This is a genomic window from Sedimentibacter sp. LTW-03 (assembly GCF_052059825.1).
Taxonomy (GTDB): Bacteria; Bacillota; Clostridia; order Tissierellales; family Sedimentibacteraceae; genus Sedimentibacter.
Window position 1 is genome coordinate 2,099,586 of the sequence record NZ_CP197180.1, and the last position, 17,083, is coordinate 2,116,668.

Consider the following 17,083-nt stretch of genomic DNA (forward strand, 5'->3'; position numbering starts at 1 on the left):
TATTTATATTAACCAAATATTGATAACAATAGTCCCGCCGCTATGGCTGAGCCTATAACTCCCGCAACATTGGGCCCCATAGCATGCATCAGAAGAAAGTTCCCAGGGTTTTCCTGCTGACCTACAACCTGTGAAACTCTTGCGGCCATAGGTACAGCAGATACTCCCGCTGAACCTATCAATGGATTCACTTTTCCTCCGGAAACTTTGTACATGATTTTACCAAAAATAACTCCTGTTGCAGTTCCAAAGCTGAAAGCCACTAATCCCAGTCCTATTATCATCAAAGTTTCAGGTCTTAAAAATGTTTCGGCGTTTGCTGTTGCTCCCACTGATATTCCAAGGAATATGGTAACAATGTTCATAAGTTCATTTTGAGCTGTTTTTGACAATCTTTCCGTTACTCCTGATTCACGAAGCAGATTACCCAGCATAAGCATACCTACTAATGGAGCTGCTGACGGTAATATAAATGAAACCAGCGCCGTAACAAATATAGGAAAGATTATTTTTTCTTTTTTGGATACCGGTCTAAGTTGTTCCATAACAACATTTCTCTCTTCTTTTGTTGTTAGAGCTCTCATAATAGGAGGCTGTATTATAGGGACAAGTGCCATATAAGAGTATGCCGCCACAGCTATCGGCCCCAGTAAATCAGGGGCAAGCATAGAAGTAAGATATATAGCAGTCGGTCCATCAGCTCCGCCTATTATGCCTATGGATGCAGCTTCAGGTCCTGAAAATCCAAGTAGCGCTGCCCCTATAAAAACTGCGAAGATACCAAACTGTGCCGCAGCTCCCAGCAATATACTTTTAGGGTTCGCTATTAACGGGCCAAAATCCGTCATTGCTCCAACGCCCATAAAAATTAATGGAGGGTAGATTCCCAGCTTTACTCCCATATATAAGTAATATAAAAGTCCTCCGGCTTGAAATCCTTCTTCTCCGAAGCTTCCTATCGGATGCGCCATAAGCCCTGCAAAAGGAATGTTAGCCAAAAACATTCCAAAGCCAATGGGAAGTAACAGCAATGGCTCAAATTTCTTTGATATCGCTAAATACAAAAGAACAAAAGATATCAAAATCATTATTACCTGACCACCTGTTACTGTAGTAAATCCCATGCCTTCAATAAATTTTTGCAGACCTATAAATAATGTATCTAACATTTTATTTCCCCGCTTTCTGCCGTAATTTTAGTTAAAAGTCACCAAGACATCTCCTGTACTAACAGTTGATCCTTCAGCAACTGCCACAGAAGCAACTACTGCATCACTTGGAGCCATTATTTCATTTTCCATTTTCATAGCCTCCAACACTAACAGCACATCTCCATTTTTAACTGTGTCTCCTGCCTTAACCATTACTTTTAAAATAGTTCCTGGCATTGGAGATGTAACGCTGTTTGCACTGTCTGAACTCGATGCTTGAGGCTTTGCAGCACTGGCCTGAGGTTTTGGAGCAGCAGCCTTAATTTCTGGCGAAACAGGCTTTGCCTGAACACTTTCTGTTTTACTTGCTGCTATTCCATCTTTAATTTCCTCTACTTCAACTTCATATGAAACACCTTTTACAGTTATCAAATACTTTTTCATGATTATCTCCTTATTTTAGCAATATTATTTGCGGCCATTAGCTGCTGTCTTCCTGCCGATGCCCATATACTTCTCTTTTGCGGAAGTTCTCTGATAGTTTTTACTATTATGTTATTGTTGTGTGTACCTTCAAATTCTGCAATGGCGGCGGTTATTAAAACTACAAGCTCGGCATCCTCATCTTTATTTTGAACTTCGTGTTCTGCCGTATCATATTCCGTTTTTGTCTTTAACTCTTCTGATTTCTGTGCTGGTACTGCCTTTGGCTTATCTCCAAAGATTATTCTTAGCAGTCCCAATGAATACGAAAGTATTACCAACACAGCAAACACAACCAACATGCCCAAAATTGTTATGGACAATGCGCTTAATAATTTCTCTCCAATAGGCATGGATTCTGAAAATATCATTGTTAACACCTCTTTTTTATGTATTATACAGGCAGATTACCATGTTTCTTAGCAGGTCTGCTTTCTCTCTTACCTGACAGCATCTCAAATGCGCTTGCCAGTCTTACCCTTGTTACTGCAGGTTCTATTACATCATCAATATATCCCCTTGCAGCCGCAATATACGGATTAGAGAATTTCTCTCTATATTCGCTTATCTTTTCACTTCGAACCTCTGATGGGTTCTCTGCCTCTTGTATATCCTTCTTAAATATAATATTTGCAGCTCCGTCCGGACCCATGACAGCAATTTCTGCATTAGGCCATGCAAGAACAACATCTGCTCCCAGCTCCTTGCTGCACATTCCTAGGTATGCACCACCGTATGCTTTTCTTACAATAAGAGTAACCTTAGGAACTGTTGCCTCAGAATATGCAAAAAGCATTTTTGCACCGTGCCTAATTATACCTCCGAATTCCTGAGACGTTCCTGGCAAAAATCCCGGAACATCTACCAGATTCAATATAGGAATATTAAACGAATCACATGTCCTTATAAATCTGCAGGCTTTATCTGATGCATTTATATCAAGACAGCCGGCCAGAACGCTTGGCTGGTTTGCGATAATTCCTACAGATTGTCCGTTTATTCTTACAAATCCGGTAATAATGTTCTTTGCGTAATATTGCTGAACTTCTAAAAATTCTCCGTTATCTGCCAAAGTAGTTATTATGTTCTTCATATCATATGACTTGTTAGGATTTTCAGGAACTATTGTGTTCAAGCTCTCATCTGTTCTGTTAGGAGTATCCCCTGTTTCATAAACTGGAGGAGTTTCCATGTTATTTGAAGGCAGAAAACTCAAAAGTCTTTTTAAATCCTCCATGCAGCTTTTATCATCGGCGCTTATAAAATGTGCAACTCCACTTACGGAATTATGAGTATTAGCTCCTCCTAATTCTTCAGCGCTGATATTTTCTCCCGTTACCGTCTTTATTACCTGTGGGCCGGTTATAAACATCTGACTTGTCTTGTCAACCATAAATATAAAATCTGTTATTGCAGGAGAATAAACCGCTCCTCCGGCGCAGGGACCCATTATTACTGATATCTGAGGTATTACTCCTGATGAAATTGTATTTCTGTAAAATATTTTTCCATATCCGCTTAAGGCGTCAACACCTTCCTGAATTCTGGCTCCTCCTGAATCATTTAATCCTATTATGGGAGCTCCCATTTTTAATGCCATATCCATTAACTCAGCAATTTTTTTCGCATGCATTTCACCCAGTGATCCTCCGAGCACCGTAAAATCCTGAGCATATGCAAATACTAATCTTCCGTCAACTGTACCGTAGCCTGTTACAACCCCTTCGGCAGAGGCCTGAATTTTTTCCATTCCAAAGTCTGCACATCTGTGCTTTACAAACATGCCGGTCTCCACAAAACTATCTTCGTCAAACAATAACGAAAGGCGCTCCCTAGCAGTAAGCTTTCCTTGGTTATGCTGTTTTTCAATTTTTTTCTCTCCGCCTCCGGCATAAATCTTTTCTTTCCTTAATAACATTTCATCAATTTTGTCAGGCATATTATCCTCCATTTATGCTTTTTATTTGATAACGTTCGCAAAAATTGTAAAAAGTTTTTTCTACTGCATAATTATAGCACATAAGCATTAAAACTTAAAGAAAATATTGCAAAAAATCGCTATTTTTCAACTTTTCGCAAGCTTTTTGCGAGAAGTTGCATAAATAGCAATTTCAATGTTATGCAATACAAATATTTAGCTTTTTCTCTAAAAATACCAGCAAGTTATTAAAAATAACTTGCAGTAGTGTTACATCATTTTAGGGTCATTTACGTATGTGGACACATAATTTTTATCAACAGTCACAACAGCATAGTATTTTTGGTTTACCGTTTTAATCGACTTCTCAATTTTTTTGACCAAATCACTTGAGTTCATATCATAACCTACAGGAATTACCACATCAAATATTATGTTAGTATGTGTTTCTCCCTTTACGACTCTGAAATCATGCATGGTGAGCCTTTCATCTATTTTTATGATAATTCCCTCTGTCATCTTTCTAAGGTGGTTTATTTCTTCATCGTTCGTTATTATGGGGTCTAGATGTATAACCAAATTTATGTCCATGTCTCTTGCGAAATCTCTTTCAATATTGTCTATCATATCATGTGATTTCATAATATCTTCATTTGCATCTACCTCAGCATGAACAGTGGCAAAATACCTGTTTGGCCCATAATTGTGTATCACCAAATCGTGTATATTAATTACACCCTCATAAGATAAAATCTTATTTTCAATTTTTTCAACAAACTTGGGATCAGGCATCTCTCCAAGCAGCGGACTCAAAATATCCTTTAATATGGAAAAACCGGAATACATAATAAATAAAGCAACTAAAATTCCCATATATCCGTCTATCTCAAGTCCAGTATATTTTGATACAAACAGTGAAGCAAGAACAGCTGCCGTTGAAATGCAATCATTTCTGGAATCCATTGCAGTTGCTTTCATTGTAGAAGAAGAAATCTTATCAGCAAGTTTTAAATTAAAATAACTCAGCCAAACCTTAACAGCAATAGAGAACAACAGCACAAAAACCATGATCCACGAAAACTCTGTAATTTCAGGATTCCTTACTTTATCAACAGATGATTTTACAAGCTCTAAACCCAAAATGAAAATGATCGCTCCCACAGCAAGCCCAGTAATATACTCAATTCTTGCATGACCGAAAGGGTGATCCTTATCAGCAGGCTTTCCTGATATTTTAAAACCTATAAATGTAACAACCGATGACCCTACATCGGACAAATTATTAGCACCGTCAGCTGTGATAGATATACTTTTGAATATTGTCCCTATAGCAATTTTACTTATACTAAGTATTATATTAAGCAATATACCCACAACACTTCCCAGCATACCGTACGCCTCTCTTACAGAGGGATCTTTCACGTTTTCATGTGATTTTATAAACTTTCTAATTATAAAGTCAATCATTTTCTACCTCTTCTGATAATTTATATAATTCTGCATACATGTATTCTATACTATCTTTCAATTGAGTGTATTCATTGTATTTATTGTTATACTCGGATATATCCCATTCACTGGAATCAGTATTCAGTATATTTTCAAGCTCAGCTACTTTTTTCTCTGCTTCAATAATATTTCCTTCAAGTCTAGCCAAGTCTCTCTTTAATTTCTCTCTTGCTCTTTTTTCTTCTTTTTCTTTATCAAATGCTTTTTTACCTGAACAATTAACCTCTTGGCTACTAGTCATAGCTTCTTGGTAAGAAACTTCATTTTTTTGTTTTTCCTGTTTATATCCCTCATAATTAAATCTATATATGCTAAATCTTTTATTTTCAATTTCACCTATGCATGTGGCAATTCTATCTACAAAGTATCTGTCATGCGATACAAAAAGAAGTGTTCCCTCAAACTTAATAAGACTTTCCTCCAGCATCTCTCGTGATTCAATATCCAGATGGTTTGTGGGTTCATCCAGCATAAGTGTGTTTACATCTTCATATATAAGCATTCCCAGCTTTAGCCTAGATTTTTCTCCTCCGGATAAATCGTCTATTATTTTGTATACATCTTCGTCCACAAATGATAGTTTGGCTAACTCTCTTCTGGCATCACTTAGGGAAATACCATAATGATAAGAAAAATAGTCAATTATTGAAATGTTTTCTCTGTCAAAAACTACTTCTTGAGGCAAGTATCCTATTTTTACTTTAGCTCCTATTCTGACTTCTCCTGAATCCGGACTTGTTTCATTCATAATAATTTTCAAAATAGTTGATTTCCCGGATCCATTTTCACCGAGCAGGCAAAGGCTGTCTTTATAGTACAGCGTGAAACTCACGTCATCAAATAATTTATTATTACCAAATGCCTTTTTAATTTCCGTAACCTTTATTACTTCTTTGCCTGTTCTTTCGGTATTACTTATCTGAAATTTTGCAGCCTTCTTATCAAACACGGGCTTATTTATCCTATCTATCTTTTCAAGCCGCTTTTCAAGTTCCTTAGCCCTTTTGTACATTTTATCACTGTCACGCATTTCGCCCCATATGCGATATCTTTGAATCTGTTCTTCCATCTTCTTTATTTTTTTCTGCTGACTGTTATATTCTTTCATAGCCTGCAGAAACCTCAGCTCTTTTTCAGCTGCATATTTGGAATATCCTCCATAATATATTTGTGCACAGTCAGGCTCTATTTCAATTATTTTATTAACAACTCTGTCAAGGAAATACCTGTCATGGGATACAATAACTATTGTTCCGACATATGATATTAAATATTCTTCAAGCCATTCAACAGATTTAATATCCAAATGATTTGAAGGCTCGTCAAGCAGCAGAAGCTCAGGCTCTTCAAGCAATATTTTTCCCAAAATAACTCGTGTTTTTTCGCCTCCGCTAAGAAGATTGAACTTCCTTTTTTGCAAATCATCTGATATTTTCAGACCTGTTAGTATCCTGCCAAGCTTTTCATTTATGTCATAACCGCCCAAAGCTTCATATTGTTCGTGAAGCAAGCTGTACTTGTCCACGGCATTCTTCAAATCATTATCATTAAGGTTATCAAAGGATTTTTCATACTTCTTCATTTGAATCGCTATTTCATTCAATTCACTGAAGGCTTCATTCAATACATCCAATACTGTATCGCCATCATCACAACTTGGAATTTGTTCTAGATAACCAATTGTAAGCCCCTTGCGTCTGTTAACCTGACCTGCCTGATAGTCTTCACACCCCGCCAGAATTCTCATAAGTGTTGTTTTCCCAATACCATTTCTTCCTATTAATCCTATTTTATCCTTTGTCTTTATATCAAAAGTTATATTTTCAAATATTTTATCCGCGCCAAAAGCCTTAGCCAAATTACTAACACCAATTTCTATCATACTTACCCCTTAAAATAAAAAATACCTGTGGGAATTACCATCCCACAGGTAATACCTGTTTTCATATCTTACTATACCCTAAAAAATTTGTCAACACTTTCAAAATTCCCCATCAATTACTTTCTTTTGTTAGAATTCTTTCCGTCTCTTTTTTCGTCATCAAGTTCTTTATCAGTTTCTTTGACGTTACTCTTTTTTTCCTTATATTCTTTTCTTTCTTCTTTATTATACTCTTTATTGTTTTTATCTATTTCCTTCATAATATCACTTACAGATTTTTCAAGCCATTTTTCTATCTCTTTTTCATCAAAATCACTCTTTGAACTCTCCTGAAGTTTTTCTATTAAACTCCACTTGCCCGGAGTAATTCCCATGATCTTGGCATTGTCTACCTCATCAAGACTAACTTCAATTATTTCCACTTCAAATTTTTCATAGTTATTACTGTTTTTCTGCTTTTTATCATTCTTTTCCTTTTCATTACGAGGGCCTTTCAGTTTATCTTTGTCTTCACTGTATAAGGATTCTTTTTCAGCCTCGTTTTCTTTGCTTTCATTTAATTCCTCAGATTTTGCTGTAGGTTCTTCTAGCTCCTGCTGTTTAACTTCAGTTTCTTTTTTTTCATCAGGGCCTTCGCTTAAATCTCCTTTTTCCGCCTTATCTATATCTTTCTGTTTTTCTTCTACAGTAATTTCTTTTTCTTCTGTTTTGACGGAAACTTCTTCTTCTACCGCTGTCTTTAAAGAAGCGGCAAGCTCATTAATTTTTTCGCTGCTTTTACTTGATGCAGCAACCACCACACCGCCCTCTTTTCCGTCAATAATATAACCCTGATCCTTAAGCTCTGATAACACACTTTTTACAGCTTCTTTTATTTCTTTGTTTTTAAGAGTTCCCACTTCCATGCTTTCAACAACTTTTTCTCCGTCGTTATTAAGAGCTTTAACATCAAGTACAAGGTCAAACCTGTTTATGGAAAATTCAAATGAGGGATTAATATCCAAACTTACATATGAATAAGGAGTAAAATATGCCCATGCAGGAGTTACAAACAATATAAGAGCTGCAGCCGCTGAAGCAGCAATTTTCATGTACTTGCTGCGGTTGCTTAATCCTATCTCCTGCCCTATGGAATAATTTTTGTTTTTAATTTTTATAACTCTGCCATCCTCACCTAGAGCTGCTGCAAATTTATCTCGAATTTCTACTATTACTGCCTTCATTTTTCCAACTCCTCACGAATAAATCGCATATATCCTGCCAAATGAGGATAATCCCCCGTCATTATCTCCACTGCTGCTACTATATATTTTCGATGACGTTCCAGCAATTTGCGGGGTACTTTTGTGTTTCTTTCAATTAAAATTAGCGGTAACTGCTTCTTTACTTTCATTTCACTTGTTAAAATAGGATTCTTTAACATAAATGCTACCGCTTTTGCACATGACCTTTTTGTTTTATATGCTTTCGGCGAACATTCAGACAAATCCATGAATGAAAAACCATAGTCAGAAAATATTTCATTAATAAGATATATTTCCAGCTTTAAAGAATTATCAGATGATGACGAAACTTTTTCGGCTATTTCCGATTGAAGTGTATAGTCTGTATCATCCTCAACTTCCGATTCAAATAATGAAGGCTTGACCAAAATTTCAGGAGCATATCTTGACTTGCTTCGTATGTAATCTATAATCCTCCTTCTGATGACTAACTCAGAGAAATTCAAAAAGCTTCCTTTTTCACAGGAATAGCTCCTAACTGCCTCTGTAAATGCTGCCAAAGCGATTGACCACTCATCATCACTTTTTGAAATATAGCTGCGAGCTGACGAGGATGCACATTTCAATATGAAATTTTCATATTTGGATATAAGTATGTTCATTGAATTTTCATCATTTTTAGCATTCACTGCCAATACATCTAATTCGCTCACATGTTCACCCCTTTATAAAGTACGTTATATTATATCACCTTAAATTTTTTATTACAATAAAGTTATTTTTCCAAATAACTCACCTGTGTTTGTACCATAGCAAAAAAATAAATATTTTGATATTAAAGTATTGATAAAGTATTTTTTGTGTATTATAATAAATTTATTGTCTATTAGAATTATATGGGGGCGTAGCTCAGCTGGGAGCACGAATGAAGGGTTTACACTAAAAATTTATTTATGGTAACATAAAATTATGGTTTCCCGTATTTGGGGATATAGCTCAGTTGGGATGAGCGCTTGAATGGCATTCAAGAGGTCAGGGGTTCGAGCCCCCTTATCTCCATCATTATAAATGAAGGTTTGTAACTTTGTTATGAACCTTTTTTATTGTATTTTGTAATTTATAAATTGTTCTACACTAATATTGAATTCAACATCTATTATATAATCTGTAGATACTGTTATCCGATCAATAAGATGCGCAATAATCATTTTCTTGACTTCTATCTCGCTATCACTGATAAATCTGATAGGAACAAAAGTTGAATTGTTTATTAATTTTGAAGGATTGTCCAGTATAACTGTATTATTTCCGTTTATATCTCTAACATTTGCAATATTATCTCCAATTTTTAAAGTTATGACTATATCACCGTTTGATGCAGTAATGTTCTGAGAATATTCATTCCAACTAACCTTTAGCCCCAGACTCTCAAATATTGTTCTCATAGGAACTAAAATTCTACCATTTTCAGATATAGGATCTTGTGAAAATACTATATCTTCATTGTTAATTTTAACAGTAATTATATCTGAAGGAATTTCAGCAGCATAGCATACAGAAAAAGAAAATATTAATAACATTGTTATAAATACTGTAATTATTTTTTTCATTCACTGTCCTTCTAATTTATCTGCATTTTTATATTAAAATGTTTTATAAGTTACTTTGTGCCTTAAATGTAACTCATATTTGCATTTACTATTGATTTTTAAGTATAAATGAGTTATAATATACATAAGATATGAATAGGTAGCTAACTAAGTTGGCTGACCTTTAATAAAATAAGTTAAAAGTCGTTAGTAAATACTCTGTGCCAGCAGGGTATTTACTTTTTTCTGCTATCTTTAATGATTATCGCAACTAATGTTGCAAATGCAATCATTAGCGTTAATGTCTCATACACCGATAACATCAGGCATCACCACCTTTCGAAGGACTCTTACCTCCTTTCGTTAGGATGAGTCAGCCATACCCTGCTACTACCTATTCACATATATTTTACCATATTTTCAACATTTTTGCAAGTTTTAAGTTTAGATTTTTATTGATTTTGCAATGTTTTAGAGCCTTTTTCTTTCAGTGAGCAAGTTATATTTACAATCAAAAAAACAGATAGCATCAAACTGTCTGTTTTAACATTATTGTGATAGTTTTATCATATACATCAGTTAATGTTATAAACTCATTAATTCTGTAAATCACATCTATATAAATATCTATGCTAATCTCAATTATATCGTTTAGCACAAATCGTTTTTCTTCGTCCTTTTTTCTTTTCTCACGAGCGTTATTTTAGGCATTTATAATTACACTCACTACTAAAGAAGTTAGTAGCCCCGTTCCAACACCACTAAAAATATTTATCCAGTTATCTTTTGCATAAAACGATAAGTAAATTAATCTCACCCCACAAGCAAAAACAATTAAATAAATTATTTGTCTTGCATTTTTTTTTAGCATGTTGCAAATTATCAAATCTTTATAATATTCTTTTACTGAACGTTGTATTTTTTGAAACCTCTTTTCATAGATTTCGTTAACCGGAATCATTAAAAAAAACATTAGTATTGGTATAATTAAAAAAATTGTTTTTGCAGTTACTATGCTAATGGCAATTAATGTATATGATATAATGTAGTATGTTAATATTGCTAATAGATCTTTATGCTTTTTTAATGCTTCTTTTTTTGTCATATCTACATTATTTAAATCTCCCAAATCACCAAGAAAATACCTAAACAATTTTTTACTTATTATTACCATAATTAAAATAAGTAGCACAAGCAACACCATTATCCAGATTCTAAAATATTTATCACCCTCAAATATCGGCACTAAAACTTTATTTAATAGAAGAAGGCTTGCTCCTATATATGCCATCAAAACGATTAAAGTATAGTTAGAAAAGTCCTTCTTTCATTTAGCAACATTATACTCATAATTGAAAACAAAGGTATTTACATTCATATATTTCTTTATATTGTAACTTACATCTTTTTTGTAATGCCCTTTTACAAGATCTGCTATTAATCCAATTAGATAAGTCGATTTTAATCACCCTGCATTATTCTATTACATTATAGACATAAATACAATATTTTCCTTTCTATTATTTTAAGTCACAATTATAACAAATATAAATTGATTCAATCATCCGGCAAATCATATTTTTCAAGTATTCCAAGTCCCCATTTGTTAGAATATATTTGATTAGTGAGTTCTTCTAATCTTTCCTGTCCTACTTTTATATCTCCTAAGATATTTTTAATTAATGTTTTTACATATTGTTTTGCTGATAAATTGCCTGCAGAACAGTTTATAAGATTCTGAGTATGTATTTCTCTTAACTCCTTTGTTCCTTCTTTGTTTATTATTTCTTCGTACACATAGTTTTCAATTTCTTTGTATTTCATTACCTTTCCACCTTTAACTTTTTTAGACAATATCTAGGATAACTGAATATAAAAATTGGTTTGTCTAAAATAGACAAACCAATAAGTTTTTATTAATGCTTTCAATACAATATTTATATTTCTATCTCAAATTTTTTGAACTATATAATCTATATATCCCTGTTTTATTTTTTCGCCTTCATATATTCTCTCTAAAATCCTGTTTTCTTTAAATAATATTCTCATATCTTTAAAGTGTGTTTCGGCCTCTTCAATATCATAATAAGTATGAATAATTTTCTCGTCACCTTCGCTCTGTAAAAATTCTCCTTCTCCCACTTTTTCACCTTGGCCATAATTACAATCATTTACGGAAAGAAAATTCACAAAACAAATTCCTCCTGGTTTTAAGACTCTTTTTATTTCTTCTATAGCCTTTGCAATATCTCTTTTTTTCATATGAAAAATAGTATTATAGGAATAGATATAACTAATTGAATTATCTTCAAAAGCAAGCTCCCTCATATCTCCTTTAGAAATATTAAGTTCAACATTATGTTCTTTAGAAAAAGTGTTAGCCTTTTCAATTTGTGAATTGCTTATTTCAATTCCATATGTCTTATATCCACATTCTAAAAAAAGGGCAAGTGGTGGACAGTTTCCTCCGGCTCCGCAATCTAATACAATTTTCTCTAAATTAACCTCGTTGCAATATTTTAAAAACTTATACAACTGTGTCTGTCTAAATACAAATATCATAAGAATCCTCCTTGGCTATTTAAAATATTTTTTTCTACTTACTACTAACTTTTATATAACAATATAGCAATAATACATAAATTTAAAGACTGTAATAAAGTTAATTATTGTGATATAATATATATACAAATTGTAGTTCTTTTATAATTAAAAAATGTATTTCATATAATAAAATCTCCTTGTAATTAAGGGTTAATACAAACATTAATTTTTTATTATAATTTTTATAATATTTAGTCTTTTTTTGTCTTATGTTTATCTTTCTCTCCTGTTATTTTTTCAATCAGCCTTGAAATTTCTTTTTCATTTTCTTCTGGAAGATTCAACTCATAACCATTTGTAAAATTTATTATTTCTGAACAAAAATAGAGTTTAAAATCTTCTTATGAAGTTTTAAACTCACTCTATTTCATCTGTGTATTTATTTATTAGGATATTTAACTTACTTAATTCTTCATCTTTTTTTGCTTCTATATATTTATGATATTCGTAATATTCATCACGTGTGACTTTATCAAAGCTAAGCTCATATCCTGCGACTTTTGCCAAGTATGACATAAATACTCTTTGTGAACGGCCATTTACCTTCTCTAAAAGGATGCAGGCATTTATTTCGCTCATAAAAAAAGAAAGCCTATCACATATAGCATTTTGTCCTGCATTAATAAGATAGTTTTCTCCCTTAAGTTTTATTAAAAATATTATCCGCATAACTTTCAATATTTTCATAATAGCAAAACACACTGCCCTTAGAAATATTCTATTCTAATCTTACGACTTTGTCTACATTCTGAATCAAGAACTTATTAAGTCCTTAACTTATTTTTTTGATAATTTAATGCTAATAAATAGATGCATGATAGATAATAATACTATAATTATGCCTTCAACAATTATAATAAATTTACTTAAGTTATTTATTTGGCTTAAGGTTATAAAAAATATAGGTAAATAAATTATAACAATTGAAACAAAAGTAGAATATTTAATCTTTGTATTCAAATATTTATATAAATAAACAAAGTTTTTTAAACTACAAAGACCATATAAATAAAATAAGTTATAAAATATAATCGGCTCTAGATTATTCCAAAATAAAAAAATAAAGAACGGAATACCTATTATATAAAACAATGTTAAATGTGCATATATAGCCGTTTTAGGGCTTTTTTTCATGAGATAATTAGATACAAATATTGCGACTTTATAAAATATGAATAATACTACTAAATACGATAAATAGTATACAAACAATTTTAAATCCCCCCATTTGTTTTTACAATTATATACATAATATCATTTGTGGAATAATTTTACAATGGATTTTAAAATTACTGTAGAAAAAACAAGAAAATAATAGCCTGTCCTTTAACAATGACAGGCTATTATTGCAATCTTTATCTTTGATTTTTATCGTGTATTATTTTAAGTCCCTTGAACAAAAGCTGAGAGTCATATACATCTATCGTGTCTGTTTCATCATATATTATTCTTCCCAGGCCTCCTGTAGCAATTACTTTCATGCACTGGGTATTCATTTCTTCTTTTATTTTTTTGATAATGTACTCAACTTGTCCAATATATCCGTACACTAACCCTGCCTGAATACTTGTAACAGTATTTTTGGCGAGTATTGAATCAGGTTTTTTTATTTCAACACTGGGAAGCTGAGCTGTTTTTTGCCACAGAGCATCTGCGGTTATTTGTATTCCCGGAGATGTTATTCCGTATTTGAATTCACCTTTTTCACTGACAACATCGTATGTTGTTGCAGTTCCAAAATCAATTACAAGTAATGGCCCGCCGTACATATGATATGCCGCAACAAGACCAACAATTCTGTCTGCACCTACTTCTCGAGGATTATCAGTAGATATTGTTATTCCTGTTTTAATTCCCGGGCCCACTATTATAGGATCAATGCCAAAATATTTTCTTAACGCATTTTCAAAAGAATGCATTACATTGGGAACAACTGACGAAACTATAGCACTCTTTATTTTTTTATTATCGATGTTGTTGTGATCTAATAGATTCAATATAAATATACCATATTCATCTGAAGTTTTTTCACTTCTGGTTACCATTCTCCAGTTTCCGACGATTTTATCCCCGTCGTAAACACCAACAACTATATTTGTATTTCCTATATCGACCGCTAATATCATGAACTTCTCCTTATCTGTTGATTTTATTATATACCTTAACTACCGCTGCTGTTCCAACTCCTGCGGCGGTACTTTCTATCAAAGCACTTGTAGTTACTAAAAAAATGGCAAATGCCGCAAATGTGGTTCCAATTCCAAACTCTGTACTTAACCTAACTATCTCATCACTGTAAACAACATAAAGCATAAAAATAACGAGTCCCGTATTCGTAAGCGCTCCTGACACTCCTGCAGCAAGTAAAGACACCGTTTCATTTTTGATTATTTTATTAAACAATTTAAAAATATAGTATGGGATAACACCTATAAATATTCTTGGCAAAACAGCAACCAGTGGGTTTAAAAAAAGATAGTCCAGCGGTGATGCCGGTGCAGTCAAAGCTCTAATAAGTGTTGCAAAACCTGCAAGTGCACCCATAACGGCTCCTGATTTAGGCCCGAGTATAACACTTGTTATTATTGTCGGCAAAAAAAGCAAAAGTGCCATTGATGCAGAAGTTGTGGGAATTGCCGTCAAAGCAACAAAGACAATAGTAAGTGCCAGCATAACTCCTAAAAAAGTGAGTTTGCTTGTTTCAAATTTCCTATTCATTTAAATTTCCTCCTGTTCTCGTTCTGCAAGCAGATACAAGACTTTTTTTATGATATTTTACCACACTTTTTTATAAATTCAAATAATTTTATTCCTTGCTAAGTTCATCAATAGGTTTAGTAGTAACCTGGCTTCTATCCAAGTCCAAAAGTGTAATGGCTTTTTCCAGATCCTCCTCAGAAGACATTTCTATTTCCAGATACGGTTTTGAATATGTTTTCTCGTCCCATGTATCTATTTCAAATATAATATTGTCATATTCATAGGATCTTCTGTGCTTATATCCCGGTTTTTTTTGTTTATACCCTAAAAGCTTCAATATCTCTGCCGTACTTTCCCAGTCAGATATCTCAGTCTCAATTTCTTCATTTACTCTCAATGTAGTTCTATTTAAGCTTCTCTTAAATGTCAAGGTGTGTTTTTTCTCTCCGTTCAATAAATTCTCTGTTATCCTGATTCTTAAATATCCGTTGTATGTTTTTTTAAGAAAGCCGTCACCAGTCTCAAATCTATAGTTAACCTGATTCTCATCCTTTATGAGTTTCGCTCCCACATTAATGAGCTTTTTTTCAATCTCATCTTTATCTATATTAAGAACTTTAACTTCCCTTTCTTTCATGTTTTTCCTCCAAGATTGCATTTTAGACATTATATCACAGAATAAATATATTTACATAATAATCATAAAAAAATGTTAATATAATAAAAACCGTGTGCTATAATTAGTCATATGTGGAGGTGATATGTTGAAAGTAAACGCAAATGTTCTGTTAAAGGTAATCAAACTCTCCGCTCAAATAACACTTGAAAACGGAGGAGAAACTTACAGAGCAGAAGAAACCATCAAGTTTATATGCAAAGCATTTAAAGTAAAAGAAATTGACGCTATTGCAACTCCCACTGGATTTTACCTAACTGTATCCATAAACGGAGATGATCACTATACAATTGTAAAAAGAATAAGAAAAAGAACTATAAACCTCCAAAAAATTAATGATGTAAACAATATATCCAGACAAATAGCTTCATATTCCATTTCATTGAACGATGCACTGAAAGAATTAGAAAATATTAGCAGCAACCGCGTCGATCAATATAAATATCCGCTATTGTATACCGGAGTTTCTTCCGCTTTTTTTACGGTGCTTTTCGGAGGCGGTGCATTCGAGTTTATGGTTGCGTTTTTAACCGGAATTTTGATTTCCGCCATATCGAAAGGATTTGAAGAACTTCAGTCGTATCAGTTTTTCTCAAATATTATGTCAGGAGCTGTATTAGCTTTCACTGCCATTACAGTTACTACGCTTTCGGGAATAGGAAATTATAATTACATTATTGTCGGCGGAATAATGCCGCTGCTTCCCGGTCTTGCAATGACCAATGCAATTAGAGATACAATTAGAGGCGATTTGATTTCAGGTATAGCACGAGCTGCTGAAGCCATGCTTGTTGCATCTTCATTGGCTGCCGGAGCCGGTGCTGTTATTTACACGGCTTATTCCGTGGGGTTCTTAGGAATATAGGAGGGTATTATGTATGTTATAGCAGAAATGTTTTATTGTTTTGCAGCCACACTTTTTTTTGCAGTTTTAATGAATGCTCCAAAAAAAACTCTTATTTATTCTTCATTGACGGCTTCGCTGGGATACATTATTTATGAATATTTTATTTTAAAAGGAAGCGCTTTTTTAGCTTTTTTCCTGGGAACTGTTTTTGTTGCTACATTTGGGGAAGTTTTTGCCAGAAAGCTTAAGATGCCTGCAACTATATTTATTTTTCCTGGAGTAATTCCTATCGTACCTGGGCTTGGGCTTTATGAAACTATACTTGCATTTGTTCAGGATGACATATTTCTTGCTCTTGAAACAGGTGTAAGCACCATCCTCAATATTGGATGCATGGCAGTAGCAATGGCTCTTGTAAGTTTAATCGCAGTAAAAGTTAAAGTAAAAAAAGTTGGCTGATAAAATTAATATATGTTTTAATCAAATATTATTGGGTATATA

The 17,083-nt window shown here is 33.3% G+C and carries 19 protein-coding genes and 1 tRNA gene; 3 read left to right on the top strand and 17 right to left on the bottom strand.

Going from position 1 to position 17,083, the window contains the following annotated elements:
• Window positions 1–8 precede the first annotated feature (8 nt).
• The 8 genes from ACS3UD_RS10385 to ACS3UD_RS10420 all read right to left on the bottom strand — a co-directional run bounded on the left by ACS3UD_RS10385 (window position 9) and on the right by ACS3UD_RS10420 (window position 8,879).
• Complete coding sequence (locus tag ACS3UD_RS10385) at window positions 9–1,169, bottom strand: sodium ion-translocating decarboxylase subunit beta (protein ID WP_308139673.1); 1,161 nt, start codon at window positions 1,167–1,169, stop codon at window positions 9–11.
• A gap of 27 nt (window positions 1,170–1,196) precedes the next feature.
• Window positions 1,197–1,595: a biotin/lipoyl-containing protein gene (locus tag ACS3UD_RS10390; RefSeq protein ID WP_308139672.1), complete on the bottom strand. Its 399-nt coding sequence runs from the start codon at window positions 1,593–1,595 to the stop codon at window positions 1,197–1,199.
• Window positions 1,596–1,597: 2 nt separating this feature from the next.
• On the bottom strand, window positions 1,598–2,005 hold the full coding sequence (locus ACS3UD_RS10395) for an OadG family protein (protein WP_308139671.1): 408 nt from the start codon (window positions 2,003–2,005) through the stop codon (window positions 1,598–1,600).
• A gap of 23 nt (window positions 2,006–2,028) precedes the next feature.
• Window positions 2,029–3,573, bottom strand: coding sequence for an acyl-CoA carboxylase subunit beta (locus ACS3UD_RS10400; protein WP_308139670.1), 1,545 nt, complete (start codon window positions 3,571–3,573; stop codon window positions 2,029–2,031).
• Between the two features lie 249 nt (window positions 3,574–3,822).
• Window positions 3,823–5,019, bottom strand: a complete 1,197-nt coding sequence (locus ACS3UD_RS10405; RefSeq protein WP_308139669.1) for a cation diffusion facilitator family transporter — start codon at window positions 5,017–5,019, stop codon at window positions 3,823–3,825.
• A complete protein-coding gene (gene abc-f, locus ACS3UD_RS10410; protein WP_308139668.1) occupies window positions 5,012–6,943 on the bottom strand; it encodes a ribosomal protection-like ABC-F family protein in 1,932 nt (643 codons plus the stop codon). The genes ACS3UD_RS10405 and abc-f overlap by 8 nt, the downstream gene beginning before the upstream one ends.
• Window positions 6,944–7,059: 116 nt before the next feature.
• Window positions 7,060–8,166 carry an anti-sigma-I factor RsgI family protein gene (locus ACS3UD_RS10415; protein ID WP_308139667.1) on the bottom strand — a complete coding sequence of 369 codons (1,107 nt, stop codon included), beginning with the start codon at window positions 8,164–8,166 and terminating at the stop codon, window positions 7,060–7,062.
• Window positions 8,163–8,879: a sigma factor gene (locus tag ACS3UD_RS10420; RefSeq protein WP_308139666.1), complete on the bottom strand. Its 717-nt coding sequence runs from the start codon at window positions 8,877–8,879 to the stop codon at window positions 8,163–8,165. Before ACS3UD_RS10420 ends, ACS3UD_RS10415 begins: the two co-directional genes overlap by 4 nt.
• A gap of 272 nt (window positions 8,880–9,151) precedes the next feature.
• On the opposite strand from ACS3UD_RS10420, the gene ACS3UD_RS10425 reads away from it, so the two are divergent.
• A tRNA-Ala gene (locus tag ACS3UD_RS10425) sits at window positions 9,152–9,225 on the top strand.
• Between the two features lie 41 nt (window positions 9,226–9,266).
• Here ACS3UD_RS10425 and ACS3UD_RS10430 read toward each other — a convergent pair.
• The 9 genes from ACS3UD_RS10430 to ACS3UD_RS10470 all read right to left on the bottom strand — a co-directional run bounded on the left by ACS3UD_RS10430 (window position 9,267) and on the right by ACS3UD_RS10470 (window position 15,696).
• Complete coding sequence (locus ACS3UD_RS10430) at window positions 9,267–9,776, bottom strand: copper amine oxidase N-terminal domain-containing protein (RefSeq protein WP_308139665.1); 510 nt, start codon at window positions 9,774–9,776, stop codon at window positions 9,267–9,269.
• A 215-nt stretch (window positions 9,777–9,991) separates the two neighbouring features.
• Window positions 9,992–10,078 carry a putative holin-like toxin gene (locus ACS3UD_RS10435; protein WP_308140094.1) on the bottom strand — a complete coding sequence of 29 codons (87 nt, stop codon included), beginning with the start codon at window positions 10,076–10,078 and terminating at the stop codon, window positions 9,992–9,994.
• 380 nt (window positions 10,079–10,458) lie between these two features.
• Window positions 10,459–10,947: a hypothetical protein gene (locus ACS3UD_RS10440; protein WP_440977620.1), complete on the bottom strand. Its 489-nt coding sequence runs from the start codon at window positions 10,945–10,947 to the stop codon at window positions 10,459–10,461.
• Between the two features lie 365 nt (window positions 10,948–11,312).
• Window positions 11,313–11,579 (bottom strand): hypothetical protein, encoded by a 267-nt coding sequence (locus ACS3UD_RS10445; protein WP_308139663.1) that lies wholly within the window; start codon window positions 11,577–11,579, stop codon window positions 11,313–11,315.
• Between the two features lie 126 nt (window positions 11,580–11,705).
• Complete coding sequence (locus tag ACS3UD_RS10450) at window positions 11,706–12,317, bottom strand: class I SAM-dependent methyltransferase (protein ID WP_213926717.1); 612 nt, start codon at window positions 12,315–12,317, stop codon at window positions 11,706–11,708.
• 399 nt (window positions 12,318–12,716) lie between these two features.
• Window positions 12,717–13,046: a hypothetical protein gene (locus ACS3UD_RS10455; protein ID WP_308139662.1), complete on the bottom strand. Its 330-nt coding sequence runs from the start codon at window positions 13,044–13,046 to the stop codon at window positions 12,717–12,719.
• A 668-nt stretch (window positions 13,047–13,714) separates the two neighbouring features.
• On the bottom strand, window positions 13,715–14,485 hold the full coding sequence (locus ACS3UD_RS10460) for a type III pantothenate kinase (protein ID WP_308139661.1): 771 nt from the start codon (window positions 14,483–14,485) through the stop codon (window positions 13,715–13,717).
• A gap of 10 nt (window positions 14,486–14,495) precedes the next feature.
• On the bottom strand, window positions 14,496–15,077 hold the full coding sequence (locus tag ACS3UD_RS10465) for an ECF transporter S component (RefSeq protein WP_308139660.1): 582 nt from the start codon (window positions 15,075–15,077) through the stop codon (window positions 14,496–14,498).
• Window positions 15,078–15,165: 88 nt separating this feature from the next.
• Window positions 15,166–15,696: a class IV adenylate cyclase gene (locus ACS3UD_RS10470; RefSeq protein WP_308139659.1), complete on the bottom strand. Its 531-nt coding sequence runs from the start codon at window positions 15,694–15,696 to the stop codon at window positions 15,166–15,168.
• Between the two features lie 124 nt (window positions 15,697–15,820).
• Between ACS3UD_RS10470 and ACS3UD_RS10475 the strand changes: the two genes are divergently transcribed.
• Window positions 15,821–16,600 carry a threonine/serine exporter family protein gene (locus ACS3UD_RS10475; RefSeq protein WP_308139658.1) on the top strand — a complete coding sequence of 260 codons (780 nt, stop codon included), beginning with the start codon at window positions 15,821–15,823 and terminating at the stop codon, window positions 16,598–16,600.
• A 9-nt stretch (window positions 16,601–16,609) separates the two neighbouring features.
• A complete protein-coding gene (locus ACS3UD_RS10480) occupies window positions 16,610–17,041 on the top strand; it encodes a threonine/serine exporter family protein (protein WP_308139657.1) in 432 nt (143 codons plus the stop codon).
• Window positions 17,042–17,083: the final 42 nt, after the last annotated feature.